The 21,529-nt window shown below is 40.3% G+C and carries 19 protein-coding genes and 1 pseudogene; 11 read left to right on the top strand and 9 right to left on the bottom strand.

Annotation, left to right across the window (positions count from 1 at the left end):
• The 9 genes and pseudogenes from ACQ93I_RS07390 to ACQ93I_RS07350 form a co-directional block, all read right to left on the bottom strand.
• A pseudogene (locus ACQ93I_RS07390) lies at positions 1 to 334 on the bottom strand (LuxR family transcriptional regulator); the annotation flags it as partial.
• Positions 331 to 573, bottom strand: coding sequence for an asparaginase domain-containing protein (locus ACQ93I_RS07385; RefSeq protein WP_229793612.1), 243 nt, complete (start codon positions 571 to 573; stop codon positions 331 to 333). The gene ACQ93I_RS07385 and the pseudogene ACQ93I_RS07390, both read right to left, overlap by 4 nt.
• 498 nt (positions 574 to 1,071) lie before the next feature.
• A complete protein-coding gene (locus ACQ93I_RS07380; RefSeq protein ID WP_189602848.1) occupies positions 1,072 to 1,560 on the bottom strand; it encodes an asparaginase domain-containing protein in 489 nt (162 codons plus the stop codon).
• 411 nt (positions 1,561 to 1,971) lie between these two features.
• Positions 1,972 to 2,604, bottom strand: coding sequence for a cation diffusion facilitator family transporter (locus ACQ93I_RS07375; protein ID WP_189602849.1), 633 nt, complete (start codon positions 2,602 to 2,604; stop codon positions 1,972 to 1,974).
• A 10-nt stretch (positions 2,605 to 2,614) separates the two neighbouring features.
• Complete coding sequence (locus tag ACQ93I_RS07370; protein WP_189602850.1) at positions 2,615 to 4,618, bottom strand: heavy metal translocating P-type ATPase; 2,004 nt, start codon at positions 4,616 to 4,618, stop codon at positions 2,615 to 2,617.
• Between the two features lie 164 nt (positions 4,619 to 4,782).
• Entirely contained in the window at positions 4,783 to 5,199 is a 417-nt protein-coding gene (locus tag ACQ93I_RS07365; RefSeq protein ID WP_189602851.1) for a Fur family transcriptional regulator, read from the bottom strand.
• A gap of 3 nt (positions 5,200 to 5,202) precedes the next feature.
• Positions 5,203 to 6,405, bottom strand: a complete 1,203-nt coding sequence (locus ACQ93I_RS07360) for an efflux RND transporter periplasmic adaptor subunit (protein WP_311499744.1) — start codon at positions 6,403 to 6,405, stop codon at positions 5,203 to 5,205.
• A gap of 29 nt (positions 6,406 to 6,434) precedes the next feature.
• Positions 6,435 to 10,913, bottom strand: coding sequence for a CusA/CzcA family heavy metal efflux RND transporter (locus tag ACQ93I_RS07355; protein WP_431697875.1), 4,479 nt, complete (start codon positions 10,911 to 10,913; stop codon positions 6,435 to 6,437).
• A gap of 93 nt (positions 10,914 to 11,006) precedes the next feature.
• A complete protein-coding gene (locus ACQ93I_RS07350; protein WP_311686710.1) occupies positions 11,007 to 11,327 on the bottom strand; it encodes a DUF6660 family protein in 321 nt (106 codons plus the stop codon).
• A gap of 565 nt (positions 11,328 to 11,892) precedes the next feature.
• Between ACQ93I_RS07350 and ACQ93I_RS07345 the strand changes: the two genes are divergently transcribed.
• The 11 genes from ACQ93I_RS07345 to ACQ93I_RS07295 all read left to right on the top strand — a co-directional run bounded on the left by ACQ93I_RS07345 (position 11,893) and on the right by ACQ93I_RS07295 (position 21,245).
• Positions 11,893 to 12,261, top strand: a complete 369-nt coding sequence (locus ACQ93I_RS07345) for an ArsR/SmtB family transcription factor (RefSeq protein ID WP_189602855.1) — start codon at positions 11,893 to 11,895, stop codon at positions 12,259 to 12,261.
• The gene (gene merTP / locus ACQ93I_RS07340) at positions 12,258 to 12,857 is read left to right on the top strand and encodes a mercuric transport protein MerTP (RefSeq protein ID WP_189602856.1); all 600 of its coding nucleotides are present in this window, start codon (positions 12,258 to 12,260) and stop codon (positions 12,855 to 12,857) included. The genes ACQ93I_RS07345 and merTP overlap by 4 nt, the downstream gene beginning before the upstream one ends.
• Positions 12,854 to 14,200 (top strand): dihydrolipoyl dehydrogenase family protein, encoded by a 1,347-nt coding sequence (locus ACQ93I_RS07335; protein ID WP_266069612.1) that lies wholly within the window; start codon positions 12,854 to 12,856, stop codon positions 14,198 to 14,200. The genes merTP and ACQ93I_RS07335 overlap by 4 nt, the downstream gene beginning before the upstream one ends.
• 8 nt (positions 14,201 to 14,208) lie before the next feature.
• Positions 14,209 to 14,415, top strand: coding sequence for a GDCCVxC domain-containing (seleno)protein (locus ACQ93I_RS07330; RefSeq protein WP_229793613.1), 207 nt, complete (start codon positions 14,209 to 14,211; stop codon positions 14,413 to 14,415).
• Positions 14,416 to 14,923: 508 nt separating this feature from the next.
• Positions 14,924 to 15,361, top strand: a complete 438-nt coding sequence (locus tag ACQ93I_RS07325) for an HYC_CC_PP family protein (protein WP_265164204.1) — start codon at positions 14,924 to 14,926, stop codon at positions 15,359 to 15,361.
• Between the two features lie 148 nt (positions 15,362 to 15,509).
• Positions 15,510 to 17,882 (top strand): multicopper oxidase domain-containing protein, encoded by a 2,373-nt coding sequence (locus tag ACQ93I_RS07320; RefSeq protein WP_431697874.1) that lies wholly within the window; start codon positions 15,510 to 15,512, stop codon positions 17,880 to 17,882.
• A gap of 44 nt (positions 17,883 to 17,926) precedes the next feature.
• Positions 17,927 to 18,547, top strand: a complete 621-nt coding sequence (locus ACQ93I_RS07315) for a DUF3347 domain-containing protein (RefSeq protein ID WP_431697873.1) — start codon at positions 17,927 to 17,929, stop codon at positions 18,545 to 18,547.
• A gap of 3 nt (positions 18,548 to 18,550) precedes the next feature.
• On the top strand, positions 18,551 to 19,006 hold the full coding sequence (locus ACQ93I_RS07310) for a heme-binding domain-containing protein (RefSeq protein ID WP_431697871.1): 456 nt from the start codon (positions 18,551 to 18,553) through the stop codon (positions 19,004 to 19,006).
• A 198-nt stretch (positions 19,007 to 19,204) separates the two neighbouring features.
• Entirely contained in the window at positions 19,205 to 19,990 is a 786-nt protein-coding gene (locus ACQ93I_RS07305; protein ID WP_266069610.1) for a DUF6503 family protein, read from the top strand.
• An 18-nt stretch (positions 19,991 to 20,008) separates the two neighbouring features.
• Positions 20,009 to 20,599 carry a DUF2911 domain-containing protein gene (locus tag ACQ93I_RS07300; protein ID WP_189602862.1) on the top strand — a complete coding sequence of 197 codons (591 nt, stop codon included), beginning with the start codon at positions 20,009 to 20,011 and terminating at the stop codon, positions 20,597 to 20,599.
• 34 nt (positions 20,600 to 20,633) lie between these two features.
• On the top strand, positions 20,634 to 21,245 hold the full coding sequence (locus tag ACQ93I_RS07295; protein ID WP_431697870.1) for a helix-turn-helix domain-containing protein: 612 nt from the start codon (positions 20,634 to 20,636) through the stop codon (positions 21,243 to 21,245).
• The last annotated feature ends 284 nt before the right edge of the window (positions 21,246 to 21,529 follow it).

Here is a 21,529-nt window from a genome sequence, read left to right as displayed (position 1 = left end):
CACCAACGAGTATAGCAATATTGCGGATGGTATAACCATACTTTAAAAATTGAATATCATAATCTTTATATAAATAATAAATCATATAAAGGCACAGAGCTATTGCTACGCCATAAGTAATGATATATTGAACAATTACTGGATCAGGAAAACTTTCTGTTGGCAGGAACCCACCGGTTAAGTTGTAAGCAATATACAGCAACCCGAGAGTTATATACCTTCTTAGGCTCAGGCGTTTTAGCTTTGCATTTTGAATGACAGCAATAAGTACAATAATCGTGTCAATCAATAGGTAAAAAAAGGTCGTCCAATGGATTGAAGTGCCAAACATCATTGTTTCTCATCTTTGCGTTCGAACTTATTTGTCTTCAAATTAGTCGCGTTGCTCCAATGAAAAATCCTGTTGTTCATAGCCACATAAACGTCTGGCTTTAAAAATTGTAAGGCATCTATTACATAGCCTAAATTGAATGGAGCATCTGTATTTCGAGAGGATCCCAGAATAAAGGAACCGGTGAGAACTATCATTTTATTTATTTTACGGTCTGCTTTATGTTCTGCAGTTTCTTTCATAGTGAAAGTACCGTGGAATATAAAAATTTTTGAAGCTTTTGAGGTTTGGATTTTTTCTACCAAATACTTCGGTCTTCAAATGTGATAGATCTGCTGTCTTTATTTTAAAAGTGTCTTCGATGATATAGGTAAAAAGACGCATTTACTGATTCTAGGGCACTCTTTAATAAAAGCTGTTGCTTCTTTTTTTTAATTCGTTATCCAGGCCTTCTATCTTTTCCACCTGATTATCTAATCTTGAAATTAAGCATTATCAAGTCAGTTACCTTCTATTATTATGGAAAATATCTTAACTATTATTTAGTAGTAGTTATTCGGAGTAATGAATTGACAAGATAAGCCTTGGATTTTCACTAAAAGCTAAACCTTTACTATAGCAGACTGAAAGCAATATATCTGGATTTCAGCTTTGGATTTTGAATGACAGCAAGTAATTCAATAATGGTGTCAATCAATAAATAAAAAATGGTCGTCCCCAATGGATTGAAGTGCCAAACATCATTGTGTTTCATCTTTAGACTCAAACTTATTTGTCTTTAAATTTTTAGCAACATTGCTCCAATGAAAAATTCTGCCGTTCATAGCCACATAGACATCTGGTTTTAAAAACTGTAAGGCACATATTGCATAGCCTAAATTGAATGGAGCATCTGTATTTCGAGAGGACCCCAGGATAAAGGAACCGGTGAGAACTATCGTTTTATTTATTTTTCGATCTGCTATATGTTTTGCAGTTTCTTCCATAGTGAAAGTGCCGTGAGATATCAAAATTTTTGAAGATTCTGAGGTTTGGACTTTTTCTGCCAAATACTCCCGGTCATCAAATGTAATAAATCTGCTATCTTTCTGGAAAACTTCTTCTATGGAAAAAGAAAAAGAAACATTCGCCGCTTCCAGAAAATTACTTAGTGAAGTTTTCCCGGCGCTTTGTTTTTGGTCACAATCCAGCCCTTCGATGGTGCCACCTGTTGTAAGTATATGTATCAAAATTGTAAGATTTGAGATTATACGTACTAAAGATAAGATACTTGCTCTTTAGTAAATACTGAATATGGAATTTTTTGACTAGGAGAACGATAATTGCCTGTAGCAAACAACTAAAAGCTAAGATAGATTGTTGCTACTGTTCCTTATTCTCAGTAACACTTGAGATGGAAGGGCCAATATGGGCAGTTGCAATATCCGCTCTATAACCAGTGCCAGAGAAATCAAAGAATCCTCAGAAAAGGCGGTCAAGGCAATGCAAGCGAGCATATCTCTAGTAAACAAGAAGTCAATAGGAACAATTGATTCAAAGGTTTTAATACTAACAGCAAGTAATATTAAGACCCATAACCAACAACTCATAACTTCATTTTAAAAAATATCAAGCCTCTAAATAAACTAATAACAACCTATTCATGTGTCCGAACTAATATTTCTTCCATTTTTAAACGCCCCCCAACCTTCTTTTAAGGCATATGGTACAATAAGAAGAGCCGCCACAGGGTCAGCCCACCACCAACCTAAATATCGAACAGCTAATAAACCACCTAATACTGCCACTGTTTGGTAAAGGCATATGAAGGTGTCTTTTGAATCGGCAAGCAATTCTTTGCTGTCCAATTTTTTACCGTACTTTCGTTTGTAGTATATTAAAATAGGATTAACCACTAAAGAGACCAACAAAATAATTATTCCAAGGGTGCTCCAGTTGGGGGTATTTTCATTTATCAACTTGGTGATTGAATCGTAAGTAATATAACCACTTACAAGGAGAAAAGATCCTGCGATTACAAACAAAGTGATTTTTTCCCTTTTCCTGACTTTATTGTCCTCAATTCCCTCTATTTCACCATTTAGACGCCACCATAAAGTACTGGCAGAAACAACTTCAATTACACTATCCAGACCCCAACCAATAAGGGCTGCACTTCCAGAGGTAAATCCTGCAATTAAAGAAACTACGACTTCTATAATATCATAAATAATATTATAAACCTGAATTTTCCTGGCTATTTTTAAATCCTTTTTCCGGTGCTGATTTTTCATTTCGCTGGTTTTAGAATTTTATCCTTTGTAGTCTCACAGCATTCAAAATGGCTAAGAATGCCACTCCCACGTCAGCAAAAACTGCTTCCCATAAAGATGCTACCCCAAATGCGCCAAAAATTAGCACCAGTGCCTTTACTCCAAAGGCAAGGCCAATATTCTGCCATACAATCTGTCGCGTTTTTTTGCCGATCTTAATGGCCGTGCCGATTTTGCCCGGCTGATCTGTTTGTATCACCACATCTGCGGTCTCTATTGCTGCGTCAGAGCCTAAGGCTCCCATGGCCATTCCTACATCGGCTAAGGTGATCACCGGGGCATCATTTATACCGTCTCCTACGAATGCCACCTTTTTCCCCTGTTTCTTTAGTTCCTCGACCTTAGCCACCTTGTCCTGAGGCAGTAGTCCACCGTATGCTTTGTCGATCTTTAACTGTCGCGCTACTTTTTGAACAATAGAATCTTTATCGCCAGAGAGCATTACAATATTATCAATACCATACTCCCGAAGTTGCTTTATGGCTAACGCCGCATCTTCTTTAATTTGATCGGCAATAGTTATGTAACCTTCATATTTACCATCCATTGCTACCACAACAATCGTTTCCACTATTTCCTCTATCTCCGGGGCATAGGAGATGTTGAACTTTCGCAACAATTTCGCGTTCCCGACCAAAAGTTCTTTCCCGTCTACCGTTCCTTTTAATCCGTGTCCGGCAATTTCTTCTACGTTCTGCACTTTCAGCTGTTTGAAAGCGTTCCCGGAGTGTTCTACAACTGCCGAAGCAATAGGATGGGTGGACTTGCTCTCCAATGCCGCTGTCAGAGCCAAAAACCGGTCCTTTTCCAGACTTTGGACTTTTACCTCCTGTACTTTAAACACTCCTTCAGTGAGTGTTCCGGTTTTGTCCATTACCACGGTATCTACCTTTGTAATGAGGTCGAGAAAATTGGAGCCTTTAAAAAGAAGACCGTTGCGGGAAGCGGCGCCTATACCTCCAAAATATCCCAGGGGAATGGAGATTACCAGGGCACAGGGACAGGAGATCACCAAAAATACCAGGGCCCGGTATAGCCAATCCTCAAAAATATAAGCGTCGACAAAGAAATAGGGCAGCAACGCCAGACCTATGGCGAAGAAAACCACGATCGGAGTATAAATTTTTGCAAAGCGGGTGATGAATTTTTGGGTTTTTGCTTTCCTCCCACCTGCTTCTTCAACGAGTTTGAGAATTTTTGATAAAGCACTGTCTTCATAACCGGAAGTTACTTTTAGCTCAACCAGCTTATCTAGGTTTATCATCCCTGCAAGCACTGTCTCTCCTTTTTTCTTGGTATCAGGTTTTGATTCTCCTGTAAGGGCGGCAGTATTAAAGGAGGAGCTTTCACTAAGCATTTCTCCGTCAAGCGCTACTTTCTCCCCGGGTTTGATCTGGATGATTTCCCCAATGTTCACATTCTTCGGATTAACAATTGAAACTTGTCCATTCTTGATCAATGTAACCTCCTCGGGACGATTATCAATAAGAGCTTTTATTGAGCGACGGGATCGTGCAACCGCTGCTTCCTGAAAATGTTCTCCAATCACGTAAAACAACATTACGGCAACTCCTTCTGCATATTCTCCAATATAAAATGCCCCGAGAGTGGCAATGGTCATAAGAAAAAATTCATTGAAGATATTTCCTTTTGCGATGTTGGTCACAGCATGTTGTACAACTTTCCCGCCAACGAGAACATAAGCAACACCAAAAACAATTAAGCGCAGATATCCTTGAAACCATTCCACATCAAAAAAGTCCAGCCCAATACCAAACAGTAAAAGTATCAAGCTTACTATAGTCGGAATAAAGGAAGATCTTTCTTCCTCATTTTTACCTGCTCCATTATGCTGAGGTGGACAACAGCTATCTTCACCTTTTTCAGGTTTTGGTCCGGGTTCTTCAGCCGTTCTGGGAGAAGTAATTGTTGGATCTTGTAATTCTGCGTCTTTATAGTCCTTGTCTTTCGCCATAACTTCTTATTAAAGGTCTTTCAATAGAAAAAGCCAATCCATTAAAACTGGCATTTTCCTATCTAATAATTAATTACAGGAACGAAATTAATCTATATAGTCCTGCAACGGAAGTGCATTTTTTCCTGATGGATGTGCTTTAGAATCGCAAAGTTTAAAAATGCTTATTCCTTATTGCATTTGTCACAGGTTCCTTTGACTACCAAACTGGCGTCAGTTGCTGTAAAACCCGGCGGAAGGTTAATATGCGGAATCTTAGTTTCAGTTAAACATTGGGTTTCTTTACAAATTTCACAGTGAAAGTGAAGATGAAGATCGCTGTCGAGCTCACAATTACAGCCCGCCTCACAAAGTGCATACTTAGATACTCCACTTCCATCTTCTATGACGTGAACAATTCCGCTATTTTCAAAAGTTTTAATGGTACGGTAAATAGTTGTTCTTTCACTTTTTTCAAAAGCTATCTCTATATCAGCTAATGTTACAGCCACTTGTTTCTGTGCCAAAAACTTGAATATAAGCATTCGCATAGCAGTGGGTCTCACATGCTTCTCTTCTAAAAATTTTTCTATAGCTTTCATAGTTTAATCGTCATGACCTGTTTCCCCTTTCTTCATTTCTGCAATAAGGTAATAAGCATTGTTCCACGCCACCTTTGCATCTTCAGGTAAAGGCTGCAGTAACTTAATTTCTACCCAGCCTTCATTTTCTTCTCCTGTGATCACTTCCACCGGTTTAAACGACCATTCGGTTTCCCCGTTCTCCTCGTGCTTTTCAGCGGTGAAGATGTAGAATTTTCCTTCTTCCTCAATAATGGCCTCCTCCGGCAAAGCCGTCACCTCCGTACCGGTGCCTGTAATAATCCTGCCGTTGATATACATACCGGGAACAAGGTTTTCTGTTTCCTCCTGTATCTCTGCATGGACGTGAATAGCTTTGGGATTTTGCTCGAACTTTTTACCGACGGAATATATCTCAGCAGTATAAGATCTTCCTGGTATGGATTCCATTTGAAGTAAAACTTTTTGCCCTTCTTTAATCTTGTATACATCTTTTGCAAATACCATTAAATCGGCATGTACATGTTCGGTATTAATCACTTCGAATAGCTCGGTTTGAGGATCAACATATTGTCCTATCTTCACACTAACATCTTCAATGTTCCCCTGGATTGGACTTACCACAGGTATATTCTCATTAATATTTCCTTCTCGTATCGACGTAACATTTAGGTTTAACCGTCTTAGCTGTGACTCCAACCCCTTGACCTCTGCCTGTACCACCTGATAATCGGCCTGTGCCTGTTGAAATAATTTACCCGAACCAACTTCCTGTTCGTACAGCCTTTGCTGGCGATTAAATTCTTGTTCCAGGTTCTGCATACGACTGTAAGTTGTCATATAATCAGTCTGTAAACTTGTGAGGTTAGGGTGGGAAAGATACGCCAGGGTTTGGCCTTTTCTAACTTCATCGCCCTCAATAACTTCAATAGAAGTAACGTTGGCACCTAAAATTGCAGTTACTGTCGCCTCATATTGTGGCGGTACTTCCAGTTGCCCGGTCGCTTCCACTATCTCGGAAAGCGGACGGGTGGGCAGAGTGTCCACTTTTATGCCCAGACTATTAAACTTGAGTTCGGAGAGATGCACTTCTCCCATACCGCCTTCTTCTAGAGCCTGCTCTTCCTGAGCTGCAGTTTCCCCTTCTTCGCCTCCTCCATTATTACAAGCAACAAAAAAGCTTGTTGCAATAAATAGGGTGAACAATTTTATAAAATGTTTTTTCATTTTTTTATTCTTTAGCTATTAGTACCGATTTATTCTGAAGTGTTCATAAAATACTCAAGTTGGGAGCGGCTGTTGAGATAATTTGCTAATGCCTCCCAGGCATCAATCTCTATTCGTACAGCATCCCTTATATTTTGTAGAAAAGTGACATAATCAATTGCTCCTTCCCTATAGGCAATGATTGCTCCTTCCCGCTGTTCGACGGCTAATGGAAGCGCCTCCTCCTGATAATATCTCCAGGAGTTAAGCCATTTAAGGTATTCCTCGCGCGCTCTGGTGTAAGTTGTTTTAAGCTCCAGTTGGGTTTGTTGTAAATTTGCATCAGCTATCTCACGATTTAATCTGGCAGATTGTGTTCTCCCTAGCTCAGGTCCAAAGAACAAGGGAATACTGATGCCCACCTGATATTGATAAAAGCCCGTTTGGCCGTCAATTTTCTGCCTACCGTACTGCGCCTGAAATTTTGGAAGAAACTGCGCCCGCCTTTCCTTAAAAGTTGCATCAGCCACTTCTACTCGTTGCTCAAATACATCCAGGAGGGGATGATTGCCGAGAGGTTGTAATAATTCGGAAATGGGCTCATCAATCTCTTCGGTAGGAACGTTAGGTACCGTATAAAGAGTGTCACTGGCAAACCACAGGTTGAATCGCTGTAAGGCTTTAAGATAATCCCTGTATGCCTGCTCTTTTTGAATTTCAACCTCATTGCCCTGGTTTACGGTGGCCAAATATTCCAACCTTGAGATTGTTTCTGTTTCCAGCCTTATTTGTGCAGCCCTTTCGATATCGGTAAATGAGGAATCCAGGCTCCGCAGTGTTTCATATGCATTTTTAGCAGCATATACCGAAGCCCAGGCCCGACTTACCTCCAGTTCTACTTCAAGAATGGAAAGATCAAGGGCTTCTTCTGCCAGGGCCACTCTTTCTTTCTGCAACTTCAGGCGCGGGGCAATTACGAAGATGTCAATATTCTGTTGCTGAACTCCAATTTGTGTATAAACCCCGAGGTCAGCATTATCCGAACCACTACTAATTTCTTCCGCACCGGTAAATAACTGGGTATTACCAAAGTCCCATGCCGTTTTCTTTAAGGCCTGCTGACTTTCTATCTCCAGGGCAGCGGCTCTTATTCTCGGAAAAACTTCAATTGCCCGCTTCTGGGCCTCTTCTAAGGTTAAGGTTTGTAGTGAATCCTGCTGCTGAACTGTCTCAGACTGCACCGGAATATTTTTCTGTAAAAAATTATTTTCCTGTGCCCCTGCACGGGTGCTAAAACCTAAAAGGCTTCCGACAGAAAGCAATGCCACCAATATTGCCGGAGCTGGTGCAAAGCCATTACTATTATTACTACTTCTTCTTCTGTTTTTCATATTTTCTATTAAAGTATAAAGCACAGGTAACACCACCAGGGTAAGGAGGGTAGCTGTGAGCATACCACCTATAACCACCGTTGCTAATGGCTGCTGCACCTCTGCTCCTGCTGATGTGGAAAATGCCATAGGCATGAACCCTAAAATATCGGTTGTAGCCGTGAGCATGATCGGCCTGATTCGTTCTTTGGTACCTATTAATATCCGATCCTTAATACTTGTTACTCCTTCTTCTTTTAATGAATTGAAGCGATTCACCAGCACAAGTCCGTTTAATACTGCAACTCCAAAGAGCACGATAAATCCTACACCTGCCGAAATACTAAAAGGCATGTCCCGAAGCCAGAGGGCAAAAATACCCCCAATGGCAGCTAATGGGATGGCCATATAGATCATGATAGATTGCGAAAAAGATTTAAGTGCAAAATAAAGTAGTACAAAAATCAGGAAGAGGGCGATAGGAACAACAATGGAGAGTCGGCTTTTTGCACTTTGAAGATTTTCAAATTCTCCACCATATTCAATGTAGTATCCCGGGGGTAAATCCAGTTCGGCATCCAGTTTTGCCTGAATGTCATTGACAACAGACTCGACATCGCGCCCCCGGGTGTTCACCCCAACATAAGTTCTTCGATAGGTGTCGTCACGTGATATCTGCATCGGTCCGGGCACATAACGTATATCGGCTATTTCATTGATAGGAATTTGAGTACCATCGTCAAGATCAATGTATAAAGTTCTTAAATCTTCAATACTTTGTCGGTGTGCTTCATCAAAGCGAACCACCAGGTCGAAACGCCTTTCTCCTTCAAAAACAACCCCGGCTACTCCGCCTGCAAATGCAGTGCTTATGTACTCATTGATTTTTTGAATATCCAGATCGTATTGAGCGAGTTTATCCCGGTTATAACGCACCGTCATTTGTGGGAGACCAGACGTTCTTTCCGCATTCACATCTCCGGCTCCGGGAACGGTTTGAATAATCTCTGCCATTTCCTGGACCTTTGTAGAAAGTACCTCTAAATCCTCCCCATAGAGCTTTACTGCAATATCTTCTCTTACCCCTTCCAGAAGTTCATTAAACCTCAGCTCTACCGGCTGAGTGAAAACAAAGTTGACACCGGTAAGGTTTTTATTGAGTAGTTCTTCGATTTGTTCAATGAGTTCCTCTTTGGTTTCAGCAGATACCCATTTGTCCCTGTCCTTATCGAGAATTAGATACATGTCTGCTATATCCATCGGCATGGGATCTGTAGGAATATCGGCCACCCCGATACGGGCTGTTACCGTTTCAATTTCAGGGAAGTTTTCCAGTAGCAAAGTTTCTATTTTTTTGGAGACTTCTATGGATTCAGTCAGCGAACTACCGGGTCTGATCAAAGCCTGCATGGCAATGTCCCCTTCATCTAACTGAGGAATAAATTCTCCCCCCATCGTGGAAAAAACATAACCTGCAGCCCCTAATAAAACAATAGATCCTATGATTACCGCTGCTCTAAGGCGAAGGGAAACTTTTAAAATCGGAAGGTAGGCACGATGGATACCACCAATGATTTTATCACTAACTTTTTCCAGCCAGCGCTCCAACTTGCCATACCAGTTTTTCTTGTTTTGAATCGGCTTCATAAATAATGCAGTCATCATAGGAACGTAGGTAAGGCACAAGATGATGGCACCTATCATTGCAAAACCAAAAGTGTAAGCCATTGGTTTGAACATTTTGCCTTCCACCCCGGTAAGGAATAAAATAGGTGCAAACACAATCAGGATAATAATTTGACCAAAAAATGCCGACCTCATCATAGTGCTTCCGGAGTCGTAAGCTACCTCGTCCATTACAGTCTGATTAAACTTGGCTTTTCCGGCTTTAATCCTTTTATGGATTTCATAAACGGCACCTTCTATGATAATAACCGCACCATCAATGATTATCCCGAAGTCGATGGCACCCAGGCTCATCAGGTTTGCCCAAACGCCAAACTGCTTCATAAGAATAAAAGCAAAAAGCAGAGAAAGAGGAATGGTGGTAGCAGTAATTAAACCTCCGCGCAAGCTACCAAGAAGAAAAACCAAAGCAAAAATTACAATTAAGGCTCCTTCCAACAGGTTTTTAGTCACAGTATCGGTTGTTCTGCCAATTAGCATACTTCTGTCAATGATGGGCCTGATTTCAAGTCCTTCCGGCAAGGATTCTTCCACCTCTGCCATCCTGTCTTTTACATTCTGTATCACTGCATTAGGATTGGAACCTTTCAGCATCATAATAATACCCCCCACAGCTTCCTCTCCATCCTGGGTAAAAGCACCATAACGCACCTGACTTCCAAAATTCACTTCTTCGGCTATATCTCCAATCGTAACAGGAGTATTATTTTCATGGGTAACCACTATTTTCCTGATGTCATCTAAGGACTGGATCAGGCCTTCTCCCCGAATGAAGTTGGACATTCTGTTCCTCTCAATGTAGGCTCCACCGGTATTTACATTATTCCGGGCCAGGGCCTCATACACCTGAGAGATACTTACATCCAGCGCGTTTAATTTTTCAGGGTTGATGGCTACTTCGTACTGCTTGATTGATCCACCAAACGAATTGACTTCCACAACCCCTTCCAGCAGGGTTAACTGCCTTTTTACAATCCAGTCCTGAATACTGCGAAGCTCAACAGGAGTATATTGCGTCTCAAAACCGGGTTGCGGCTGAATGGTATATTCATAAATCTGTCCTAGCCCGGTAGAAATTGGACCCATCGATGGGCTACCAAAGTTTTCCGGAATGGTTTCCTGCAGTTCGGTCAATTTTTCCTGAACCAGCTGTCGGGGTAAATAAGTGCCCATGTCATCTTCAAAAACGATAGTTACCACCGAGAGTCCGAAGCGGGAAATAGACCGTAATTCAGTCACCCCAGGAAGATTACCCATTGCCAGTTCGACCGGATAAGTGACAAACTGTTCAATATCTTCAGTACCTAAGCTGGGAGATTGGGTAATAACCTGCACCTGATTATTTGTAATATCAGGAACCGAACCCAGGTTTACGGTCATCATAGACCATACTCCGGCTCCAATAAGTGCCAATGTTAGCAAACCTATTATAAACTTATTGTTTATAGAGAATGCTATAATTTTGTTAATCATTAATAATAGAATTTAATTCAACATAAATAGATGAGATGGCCATTAATGAAGTCAATGGCGTAAGGATATAATTATCCTATCACAAAAGTTGAATTAAACGCGGGGTGGTTGAAAGTGAGAAAAGGCAATTTCTTTGCCGACACGCTCTCCAAACAAAGGTGTCAAAAAAGGTATTTTTGGTTCAAAAATTTCGAAGGCACTGGGAGTGCTTCTCACCAAATGGATATGACAGCAGTGACACTGGCAAAAAGGAGGACAGTCATCAGAAGTCCCCTGCTGGTCTCCCGGCTGATCCTGGTATATTTCCATACTAACGGAGACAGTATCCTGATTTTCAGACACGGCTGTATCATCACAGGGTATAAAGTTTAGCCCCAGGAAATAAACGGATAATATGACTGCGAAAAATTTCACATTGCAAAGGTATTAAAATATGAATGCACAGGAAGTGCAATTAATAGATAGATGAGCTAATGAAAGGTTACTTAACCTAAGTTTAGAAACGGTGGCAGGCTTGTACATATTAATGTTGTGTTTAAAATGGCAATTACGGGAGGGAGAAGCCTAATTTTGAAATTCCTTCAGTAATAAAGATTGCCCCATCTAAGTTTTCCATCTAACCACTTTAGCGATGGTTTTACGGAAATTTCATTATTGAGTACTTTCTTTTACATCACAGTAACGGCATTGAGAATGGAAAACAAAGGGATTTATATACCAGCCATCCAGAAAGATATTTTCTATCTCAATGGGAATTTATTCTACATCCTATCCTACTTTTTTATTTTAATTATCAGCGACAAAAATGATTCAGCGATTTTCTTTATTTTTTCCTCCAGATAACTGATTAGTTGAATTAAAATGATGCCATTTGTAAAATAAAAAATAGTCCTACACCCTCGGATGTCAAAAATAATTAGCCGAACAAAATATTTCATGTATTTAAGTACTTGCTTAAATAATTTTTTACCTTTGTTTTATGGAAGAAAATAGTTGCATACGGAAAGAGGCCGATTTGAACCAAATCAAACGGTGTAAAGAACAAATATCAGAAGTTGAAGAGGCAGTAGGTGCCTTAACCAATAAGCTCTCTTTAGTAAGTAATAGCGTAAGATTAAAGATTCTTTATGTCCTTCAGGCAGAGGAAAGGTTATGTGTTTGTGATTTAAGTGATATTCTGAACATGACCATACCAGCAGTTTCGCAACACTTGCGAAAGTTGAAGGACAGGGATTTTGTAAAATCGGAAAAGGAAGGTCAAACAATCTTTTACTCGCTACGGGATGACCATCGGGAACTTCTTGCTCCTTTTTTTAATTTGTTGAATCGGCAACCTGAAGCCATATGAATGCTAAAAACAGTTTACTTGGAGTGGGAATTTTAACTGGTATCTCCAGTTCCCTTTGTTGCATAACTCCCTTACTTACTATAGTAGCAGGAACGGGAACCATGGCAGGTGCATTTGAATGGTTGGAGCCTTTTAGATGGCCTCTTGTCGTGATTTCCCTTTTTGCTTTGGCTGTTGCCTGGTATCTTAAGATTAAACCTGTCAAGGTTGAGGATTGCGGTTGCGACACAGAATCTCGAACATCATTCTTCCAATCCAGAACATTTTTGGGTGGAGTGACTGTTTTTGTTGCCTTGAGTTTAGCATTTCCTTACTACGCAGAAGCTTTTTATCCTTCCAATGAAAGAGAAGTTGTGTTCGTGCAGGAGAAAAACATTCAAACCATGGAATTCTTAGTGAGCGGTATGACCTGCGCAGGATGTGAGGGTCATGTAAAATCCGAAGTTAACAAGCTGAATGGTATTGTTTCCTGCAAAGTATCTTACGAAGATGGTAACACGGTTGTCGAATTCGATAATACACGTACTAATGTTCAAGAGGTAAAAACGGCTATTGCACGAACAGGATATAAAGTAACAGAAATTAGAAAACAATGAAACAATATGATGTTATAGTAATAGGTTCAGGTATGTCGGGTATGACCGTTGCGAACAAGTGTGCTTCCAAAGGATTAAAAGTAGCTGTGACAGATGAGCTACCCTATGGTGGAACTTGTGCTCTTCGTGGTTGTGACCCAAAAAAGATAATTATTGGTGCTACCGAAGTGAGAGACTTCGCTCAACGTCTGGTAGGAAAGGGTATTAATACGGTTCCTCAAGTAGAATGGAAGGACATTATGGCCTTTAAACAGGAATTTGTAGATGCAATGCCTGAAAAAATTGAAAAAGGATATAAACACAATGATATCGACACCTATCATGGTGCCGCTCGCTTCATCGGCAGTGATGCAGTCGAAATTGCATCGGAAGTTTTAAAGGGAAGCAAGATTGTTATTGCAACTGGAGCACGTCCACGCCAGTTGAAATTTGACGGTGGTCACCTTGCATTGACAAGTACAGATTTTTTAAATCTTCAGGAACTTCCTAACTCATTAATCTTTATAGGTGGTGGATACATTGCCTTTGAGTTTGCACATATAGCTAAGCGATGTGGAGCAGAAGTTACCATCATACATCGGGGACCTCAGCCTTTGGAGAATTTTGATAAGGATATAGTTCACCATTTGTCGGAGGCCACCAGAAAACTTGGAGTAAGATTGATGCTCGAAACAAACGTCACGGGAATCAAGCAAGATGCAAAAGGTTATACGGTAATTGGTGAAACAAATGGTTCCGAAACAGAGTTTACAGCTGAAGCTGTTTTCAACAGTGCGGGAAGAGTACCCCATATTGATGACTTGAACTTGAAGAAGGCTTCTGTAAATTATAACAAGAAAGGAATTGAGGTCAATAAGTACTTACAAAGTACCTCCAATCCATCCATATATGCTGCTGGTGACGCTGCCGATACTGATGGGCTTCCATTAACCCCGGTAGCTGTTTATGAAGGTAATATCATTGCTTCCAACATATTAAAGGGTAAAAATAAGAAACCGGAATATCCACCTATGCCGTCAGTTGTCTTTACCCTACCACCTATGGCTTCGGTAGGTCTGACTGAAGTGGAAGCGGAGAAAGCTGGGTTAAATATCAAAGTGAACACCAAGGCAGTTCCAGGGTGGTTCAATGCTAAACGTCTTAACGTTCAGGAATATGCTTATAAAACCATAATAGACACTGATAAAAGTACTTTGGTGGGAGCTCATCTCATTGGTCCGGGGGTAGAAGAAACGATTAACTTTTTCTCACTTGCGATGTACAAAGAGGTGCCAGTACGAGACTTAAAGAAAATGATTTATGCCTATCCGACAATGGGCTCGGATATCACATCAATGTTATAAACATACCTATGGAAACTATTTTAAAATCTGTTTTGACGTGTTCTAATTGCGGCCACTCCAAGCAAGAAGAAATGCCAACAGATGCCTGCCAGTTTTTTTATCAATGTGAGCAATGTAAAGAGGTTTTAAGGCCCAAAGAGGGTGATTGTTGTGTGTTCTGTTCATTTGGAAGTATTCCCTGTCCTCCTATTCAGGAGAATAAAAGTTGCTGTTAAATTCCCTTTTATAATTTGATTTCCACCCGGGGATATGTTTTTAAAATTAATAGTCTCCGGTAAAAAATCAAGATCGTTCCGCCAAAGGCAAAACGGCAAGAGAGAGGAAGTAAGACTAGGTTTTAATTATCTGATAAACAGATGGTTATAGCGTAAATATTTTTTACAACAGGCTAATTATCAGCAGAATTTATAATGCTTTAAAAGCAAGCTGTATAATTGAAAATACTCTTCAATGCCTCATTCATCAGGGATTTTAGCTGTTACCCAAAAAAACCCGGCTACAGAGCATTAATATAGTTCTTAAGAGGGAGAAGAATTGTCGTAGTCTTGACGGTATATTGAGGTTCGCCGAGATGCCGCTCAAAAGAGTTTTATATAATGAAATTAAGAAAGCTTATTTCGCTTAGCCAATTAGTACAACATTTTTCCATAATAGTATAACACTAGCTGCTATTTTATATTTAATTTCGCTTTTTAAGCGAAAAAATTAGGAGATCATTCTATTATGGGAATGTTTTCTCCATTGACGATGAAAAGTACATTGCGTAATATTGTCTCTATTTTGATGGCACTTGTGGTGTTGTTGTCTACTTTATCTTTTACTGTAGAAAAACATTTCTGTGGAGGTCTTTTAATGGATCTGGCTGTCTTTTCTGAAGCTAAAAGTTGCGTAATGGGAATTCATGATCATTACAATATGGCCACTTCCATGAAGAAGGATCATTGTTGTAGTAATGAAAAAATTTTAGTTGAAGGTCAGGACGAGTTGAAAAATTCGTTTTTATCGCTGGATTTTAAACAACAGGTGTTTTTAGGTGCTTTTGCGAATTCCTATGTGTCTCTATTTAATTATATACCTCGGCAGGTGCCGGCTTACACATTTTATTCTCCTCCTTTGCTGATCCATAGTATTTATCTTCGGGATCAGGTGTTTCTTATTTGATTTAATATTTTTGTCAATACCAGTTACTTACTACTGGTAAGGTATATCTGTTTTAGGAGTGAATTAAAATATTCATTGAGATTATACTTTATTTGAAATAGCCACTACAAATGACTTCATGTTCAAATATTAATTAAATTAATAGGAAATGGAAAAACATCTTTTTGCAGTATTATTAATAGTTGTATCAATAAATCTTACTAATGCCCAACAAACCCCCTCATTAGAAGGGAATGTGGATAATTTACCTGTACGGGAGTACCATTTAACCCTAGATGAAGAAATGGTCCATATTGCAGGAGAGGAAAGCATGGGCATGACGATTAACGGCAGCATTCCCGGTCCAACTTTAAACTTTAAAGAGGGGGAATATGCCGTTATATACGTTAAGAATGAAATGGAAGAGGAAACTTCAATTCATTGGCACGGCCTCCTGCTACCCAATTTTTACGACGGAGTGCCTTACCTCACTACACCACCCATAGAGCCCGGTAAGATACAGAAGTATGAATTTCCCCTCATTCAGGCTGGGACTTACTGGTATCACTCTCACACCATGCTGCAGGAACAAAGTGGCGTATACGGTTCAATTGTCATAGAACCACAAATACCATCGGCCGCTTATAATTATGATCACGACGAAGTACTGGTTCTATCGGATTGGACTTTTGAGAAACCGCGGAATGTCCTGCGGAACCTAAAGCGCGGCAACGAATGGTACAGCATTAAAAAAGGAACTGCGACTCCCTTGAACCGTGTAATTGCCAGGGGCGCTTTGGGTGCCCAGCTGGATTTCTGGCGTCAGCGCATGGAAGGTGCAGATATCGCGGACATATATTATCCTGCTTTTTTGACTAACGGGGATACAGTACAACATTACACCAAATATGAAGCCGGGGATAAGGTAAGGCTACGCATTATAAATGCAGCCGCATCAACGCAATTTTGGCTTACCTTCGGAGGCACTCCGCCTCTTTTAGTTTCGGCCGATGGCCTGGATGTGGTCCCGGTGAACAAAGAAAAACTTTTTATTTCCATCGCAGAAACCTATGACCTAATCATTACCATTCCTGAAAACGGACAGATTGAAATGCGGGCCGTAGCCCAGGATGGTTCAGGGGCTACACATGCCTATTTCGGAAGTGGAGACATACTACCGGCAGAGGTGCTGCCAAGGCCGGATAAAATAGGTATGATGATGCAGATGGCAGAAATGGACATGCGTATGGGAGCTCCCGCCATGAAATTCAATCCGGGCAAAGTCGAGCCCTACGAGTTTATGAAAGAATGGGGAATGGACATGGAACATGGTGAAAAAATGGAGGGGGATATGGGTATGGACCACGATAAAAAAATGGGGAATATGGACAGGCAGAGAATGCCCGAGATGGATCATGACGCACATGAACCGATGACTGACAGCCTTCGGGCAGAGCGTTCCTCTTCAGAGAAGACCCAAACTTCAGAAAAAGGACAGCAGAGGGGGGGATCCAATATGTCAAAAATGGGAATGTTTGCAGATTATAATTATGATTTTCTACAGGCTCCTGTCCCTACTACTATTGATGAGACGAAATCCGAAAGAGAGATTTTGCTGAACCTTACCGGCAATATGTGGCGCTACATCTGGAGTATGAATGGAGTACCCCTGGCCGAAGCCGATATGATTAAAATTGAAAAAGGTGAAAAAGTGCGAATAATATTCAACAACCTCACCATGATGCACCACCCCATGCATTTTCACGGCCATTTCTTTCGTGTTCTTAATAAGCATGGAGCCTATTCTCCGCTCAAGCACACAGTGAATGTAGCACCTATGCAAAAGACCATCATTGAATTTGAGGCCAATGAGGACAGTGATTGGTTTTTACACTGCCATGTGCTGTATCACATGGTTGGGGGCATGGCCAGGGCAGTAACCTACCAGACCGAGCGCAATCCACTAATGAAAGAACATCCCAGAGAAATTCTCTTTCAGGAAGGGAATCACTTTTTTACCTGGGGCTTAGCAGATGTAGCCTCTCACATGACCGAAGTGAATGTGGTTTCCAGCAATATCAGGAACCAGTTCAATTTAATTGCAGAATACGGCTGGAACGAAAATTTAGAAGCTGAGTTTTCTTACGAATATTACCTGAACGACTGGTTTCGGGTATTTGGTGGGGTGAACGTGGAAAATGAAATGAAAGATAACCTGGATGAACTAAGTACTACTGCCGTTGCCGGGGTACGCTATTTTACGCCATATATGTTCAACCTGGATGTACGGTTGGACCATAAGCTAAGACCGCAAATAAGTTTAAGCCGGGAAATTATGTTATTTCCAAGATTCGTCATATTCGGGGAATATGAGTTCCAGGCCGATTTTGGCTGGGTAAATGAACTGCCCGAAGGCACTGACTTTGAAAAAGAACAGGTGTACACTGTGGGTGCCGAATACTTCCTTTCCAGGAATTTTTCTTTAATGGGAAGTTATGACAACCGGTTTGGTGCGGGGGGCGGGCTTAGCATAAGATTTTAGTGAAGTATCAATATCAATTAATATCAGTTTAAAACAATTCAAAAATGAAAAATCTAAAAGTGAACTTAGGAATTGCAATGCTAGTAATTGCGAGCTTAACAGCAGTATCCTGTAAAAACAACAATGAAGAAGGAAACGTTGACCATTCAGGAATGGACCATGAAAATATGAGCGAAGGTTCAGAAATGATGGAAGATGGGGAACAAACTTCCGAAGAAATGCCTGGCAGTGAAAACCAGGATTCACAAACCGGAATTATTATTAATGATTATCTTGAATTAAAAGATGCCCTGGTAGCCGATAATTCGGAGGGGGCTGCGCAAGCCGGTGAAAGCCTCGTAACAGCTTTTGAAAATTTTGATAGGAGCGGTTATGAAGCTGCCGAACAGCAGGAGCTAACCGAAATTATTGAAAGCGCCAAGGAACACGCCGATCATATTTCCTATAGCGATATGGCACACCAAAGGGAGCATTTTGAACTAATGAGCATTGACATGGTCGATATGCTGGCCATTACCGGTTCCCCCGAAACGCTCTATCAGCAGTTTTGCCCTATGTACAACGACAATAAAGGTGGGATTTGGTTAAGCACCAGTGAGGAAATAAGGAATCCTTATTTTGGGCAAAGTATGCTTAGCTGTGGAGAGGTCCAGAAGGAAATTTAACGAATGAAATTCCTGAAGATCATCGGTCTGGTTTTATTGGTTGCCTTTGTGGGGATACAGTTTATCCCCACAAACCGCAATCATAGTGATTATATTCCTAAATCAGATTTTACGGAGATTTACGAGGTGCCCGAAAACATCAATACCATCCTGCAAACCTCTTGTTATGACTGCCATAGCAATAATACCAATTATCCATGGTATAATAAGATCCAGCCGTTTACCTGGTATTTGAACGACCATATTGAAAAAGGCAAGGCAGATTTGAATTTTAGTGAATTTGGGGAATATTCCTCCCGGCGGCAAAGAAGTAAGTTGCGCTCTATAAGCAGCCAGGTGAAAGATGGGGAAATGCCTTTGCAATCATATACCCTGGTGCATTGGGATGCGAAACTTTCTGACAAGGAGAAGGAAGAATTCACAGTTTGGATGGATTCTTTGGCCATGGAAGTAAGGTAAAAGAAAATAATCCCCCGGCCCTGTGCCTGGAAATTGTCTGTTTAATTAGTTAACACTTCAGGTGCAGGGTCTTTATAAAAAGTTTTCAGCAACAAATAAAAATTATAATTATTGGTCAAAAGAAAAACAGGGGTAAAATTGAGGAAAGCCCATCGTTATCTGGGACTTTTCATAGGGATCGAATTTAAGTACTTTAAAATGGGAGAAATCAAAATGAACACCTTTCACAAAAATACAGTTCTAACTGCTATACTGGTTTCAGTATTATCGCTGTCTTGTGGCACTTCCGAAAAAAAATCAGAAGGTGAGAAAATTATAGAGAAAAGTATTGAGGCCTCCGGTGGAGAAAACTATGTAAATGCTGAAATCGATTTCACTTTTAGGAACAGGAGATATAAGAGTAAACGCAATGGGGACATCTTCCGGTTGGAGCGTATTGTAAAGGATTCCGCCGGTAACACCACACATGATGTTCTAAGCAATGAGGGTCTGAAACGTTTTGTAAACAGCAAAGCTGCTACTGTTCCAGATTCGATGGTCACCCGGATAAGTGATGGGGTAAATTCTGTTCATTATTTTGTCCAGGTGCCTTTTGTGCTCAATTCGCCTGCGGCCAACAAAGAACTGTTGGGGGAAGATGAGGTGGAAGGGGAGACCTATTACGAAGTTAAAGTTACCTTTCGTGAGGAAGGTGGAGGGACAGATTTTGAGGATGAGTTCTTATACTGGATCCACAAGGAAAATTTCACGGTAGATTATTTAGCTTATAGGTTTTTTACCAATGACGGGGGAATAAGGTTCAGGAAAGCGTTGAATCCCAGGGTGGTAGAAGGAATCAGGTTCGTAGATTACCAAAACTATAAAGCCAAAGAGTTTTCCACACCGTTACGTGATTTGGACTCCCTATATGAAGCAGGAAAACTGGAATTTTTCTCTGATATCCAAACTGAAAATATTAGCGTAAGCATTAATAAAAACAATTAATTAAACACAACATTTTCCATGAAAACCACAAAATATATTATTTACGTGCTGCTTGTATTATTTTCCACAAGTGGGATGCAGGCGCAACATGAAAACCACCAGGCCGAAAAGGTGACAACACAAAACAAAGAGGTGTTAAGTCCGCATACCAGTACCATGGCCATAATTGATGGGGCTCATATTCATATAGATTATTCTTCACCACGCGTGCGTGACAGGATAATTTTTGGCGGACTGGTAGGCTACAACACAGTTTGGCAGGCCGGAGCTCATAAAGCGACCTGGATAGAAACCAATAAGGATTTGGTAATTGGTGATGAAATATTGCCTGCCGGGAAGTATGCTTTTTTTACAGTTCCCGGTAAAGAAAATTGGAAAGTCATGTTCAATTCCCGTTGGGATCAGCATGGAAAGGATGAATATGATGAAAAAGAAAATGTAGTTGTTTTGGAAGTTCATTCTGAGACGCTGGAGAATGTCCAGGAGGCACTGACTTATGAAGTTCAAAAAATAGAAAATGATGAAGGAGTAATTTCTCTCACTTGGGAAAGAAAGAAAATTAGTATTCCTTTTCAAGTCAGTGCAGATGAACAAAGGATGAATGACTAAGTATAAAACCTAAAGAACTAACCAACCATCAACCATGAAAAAGGAAATTTTAATTGACAGGAATTCTATGAATGTTGAAAATCAGAGAGTTATTCAGATTAAAAATGTAGTTTGCCAGCGATGCAAAAGGAGCGTAAGAGAAATACTGACTACATTAAAAATTCCTTTCAAAAGAGTGTCTTTGGGAGAGGCAGAGTTGGAAAGGAGTCTCTCAGATTTTGAGTTCACATTGTTTCAGGAAGAGTTACGTAAAGTGGGATTTGAGCTCATTTTCGAAAAAAATGAACGCCTGGTGAACCAGATAAAATCAATAATCATTGCGCGGGTTTACAAGGAGGAAGATTTTGGGAAACAGAAGATTTCAGATCTGTTGACCAGCCGTCTACACTACGACTATAGCCATCTTACCCATATTTTTACAAAACTTGAAGGGAAAAATATTCAGAAGTTTTATAGTGAAGTAAAGATAGAAAGAATAAAGGAGTTATTGGAGTATAACGAGCTAACTGTTTTAGAGATTGCTCATGAAACGGGGTACAGCAGTGCTACCTACCTATCAACCCACTTTAAAAAAGCTACTGGTGTAACTCCTTCGGATTATAAAAATAAAGAAGAAAAACGTAAAACAGATCTCAATAGGTTCTGAGATAGTAAGGAATTGATCTTTTGTGAAAAGAAACATTACAATAAGTTTTTTGTTGAAAGCCATGGGAAAATAGAAGGTTTGGCCGCCTATATTGTCTCAATTTTTAGATACTGGTAATTTAGGTAAAGTAAATATTCTCTTTTCTAAACGTCATATGATTCTTCTATATTTTATAATCTTTTCATGACCATTTTTCGTAGTCTTTACTGTTAAATAATTACAAACCCTTAATAGTGAATGTTTTTTCTGTTATATTAAAAGTGCTTTTGAACCTTTTGAGCTAT

The organism is Salinimicrobium sp. WS361, assembly GCF_050750585.1.
Lineage (GTDB): Bacteria > Bacteroidota > Bacteroidia > Flavobacteriales > Flavobacteriaceae > Salinimicrobium.
Note: the sequence above shows the minus strand (reverse complement) of the source record. Positions and strands in the feature narration are given on the sequence as shown.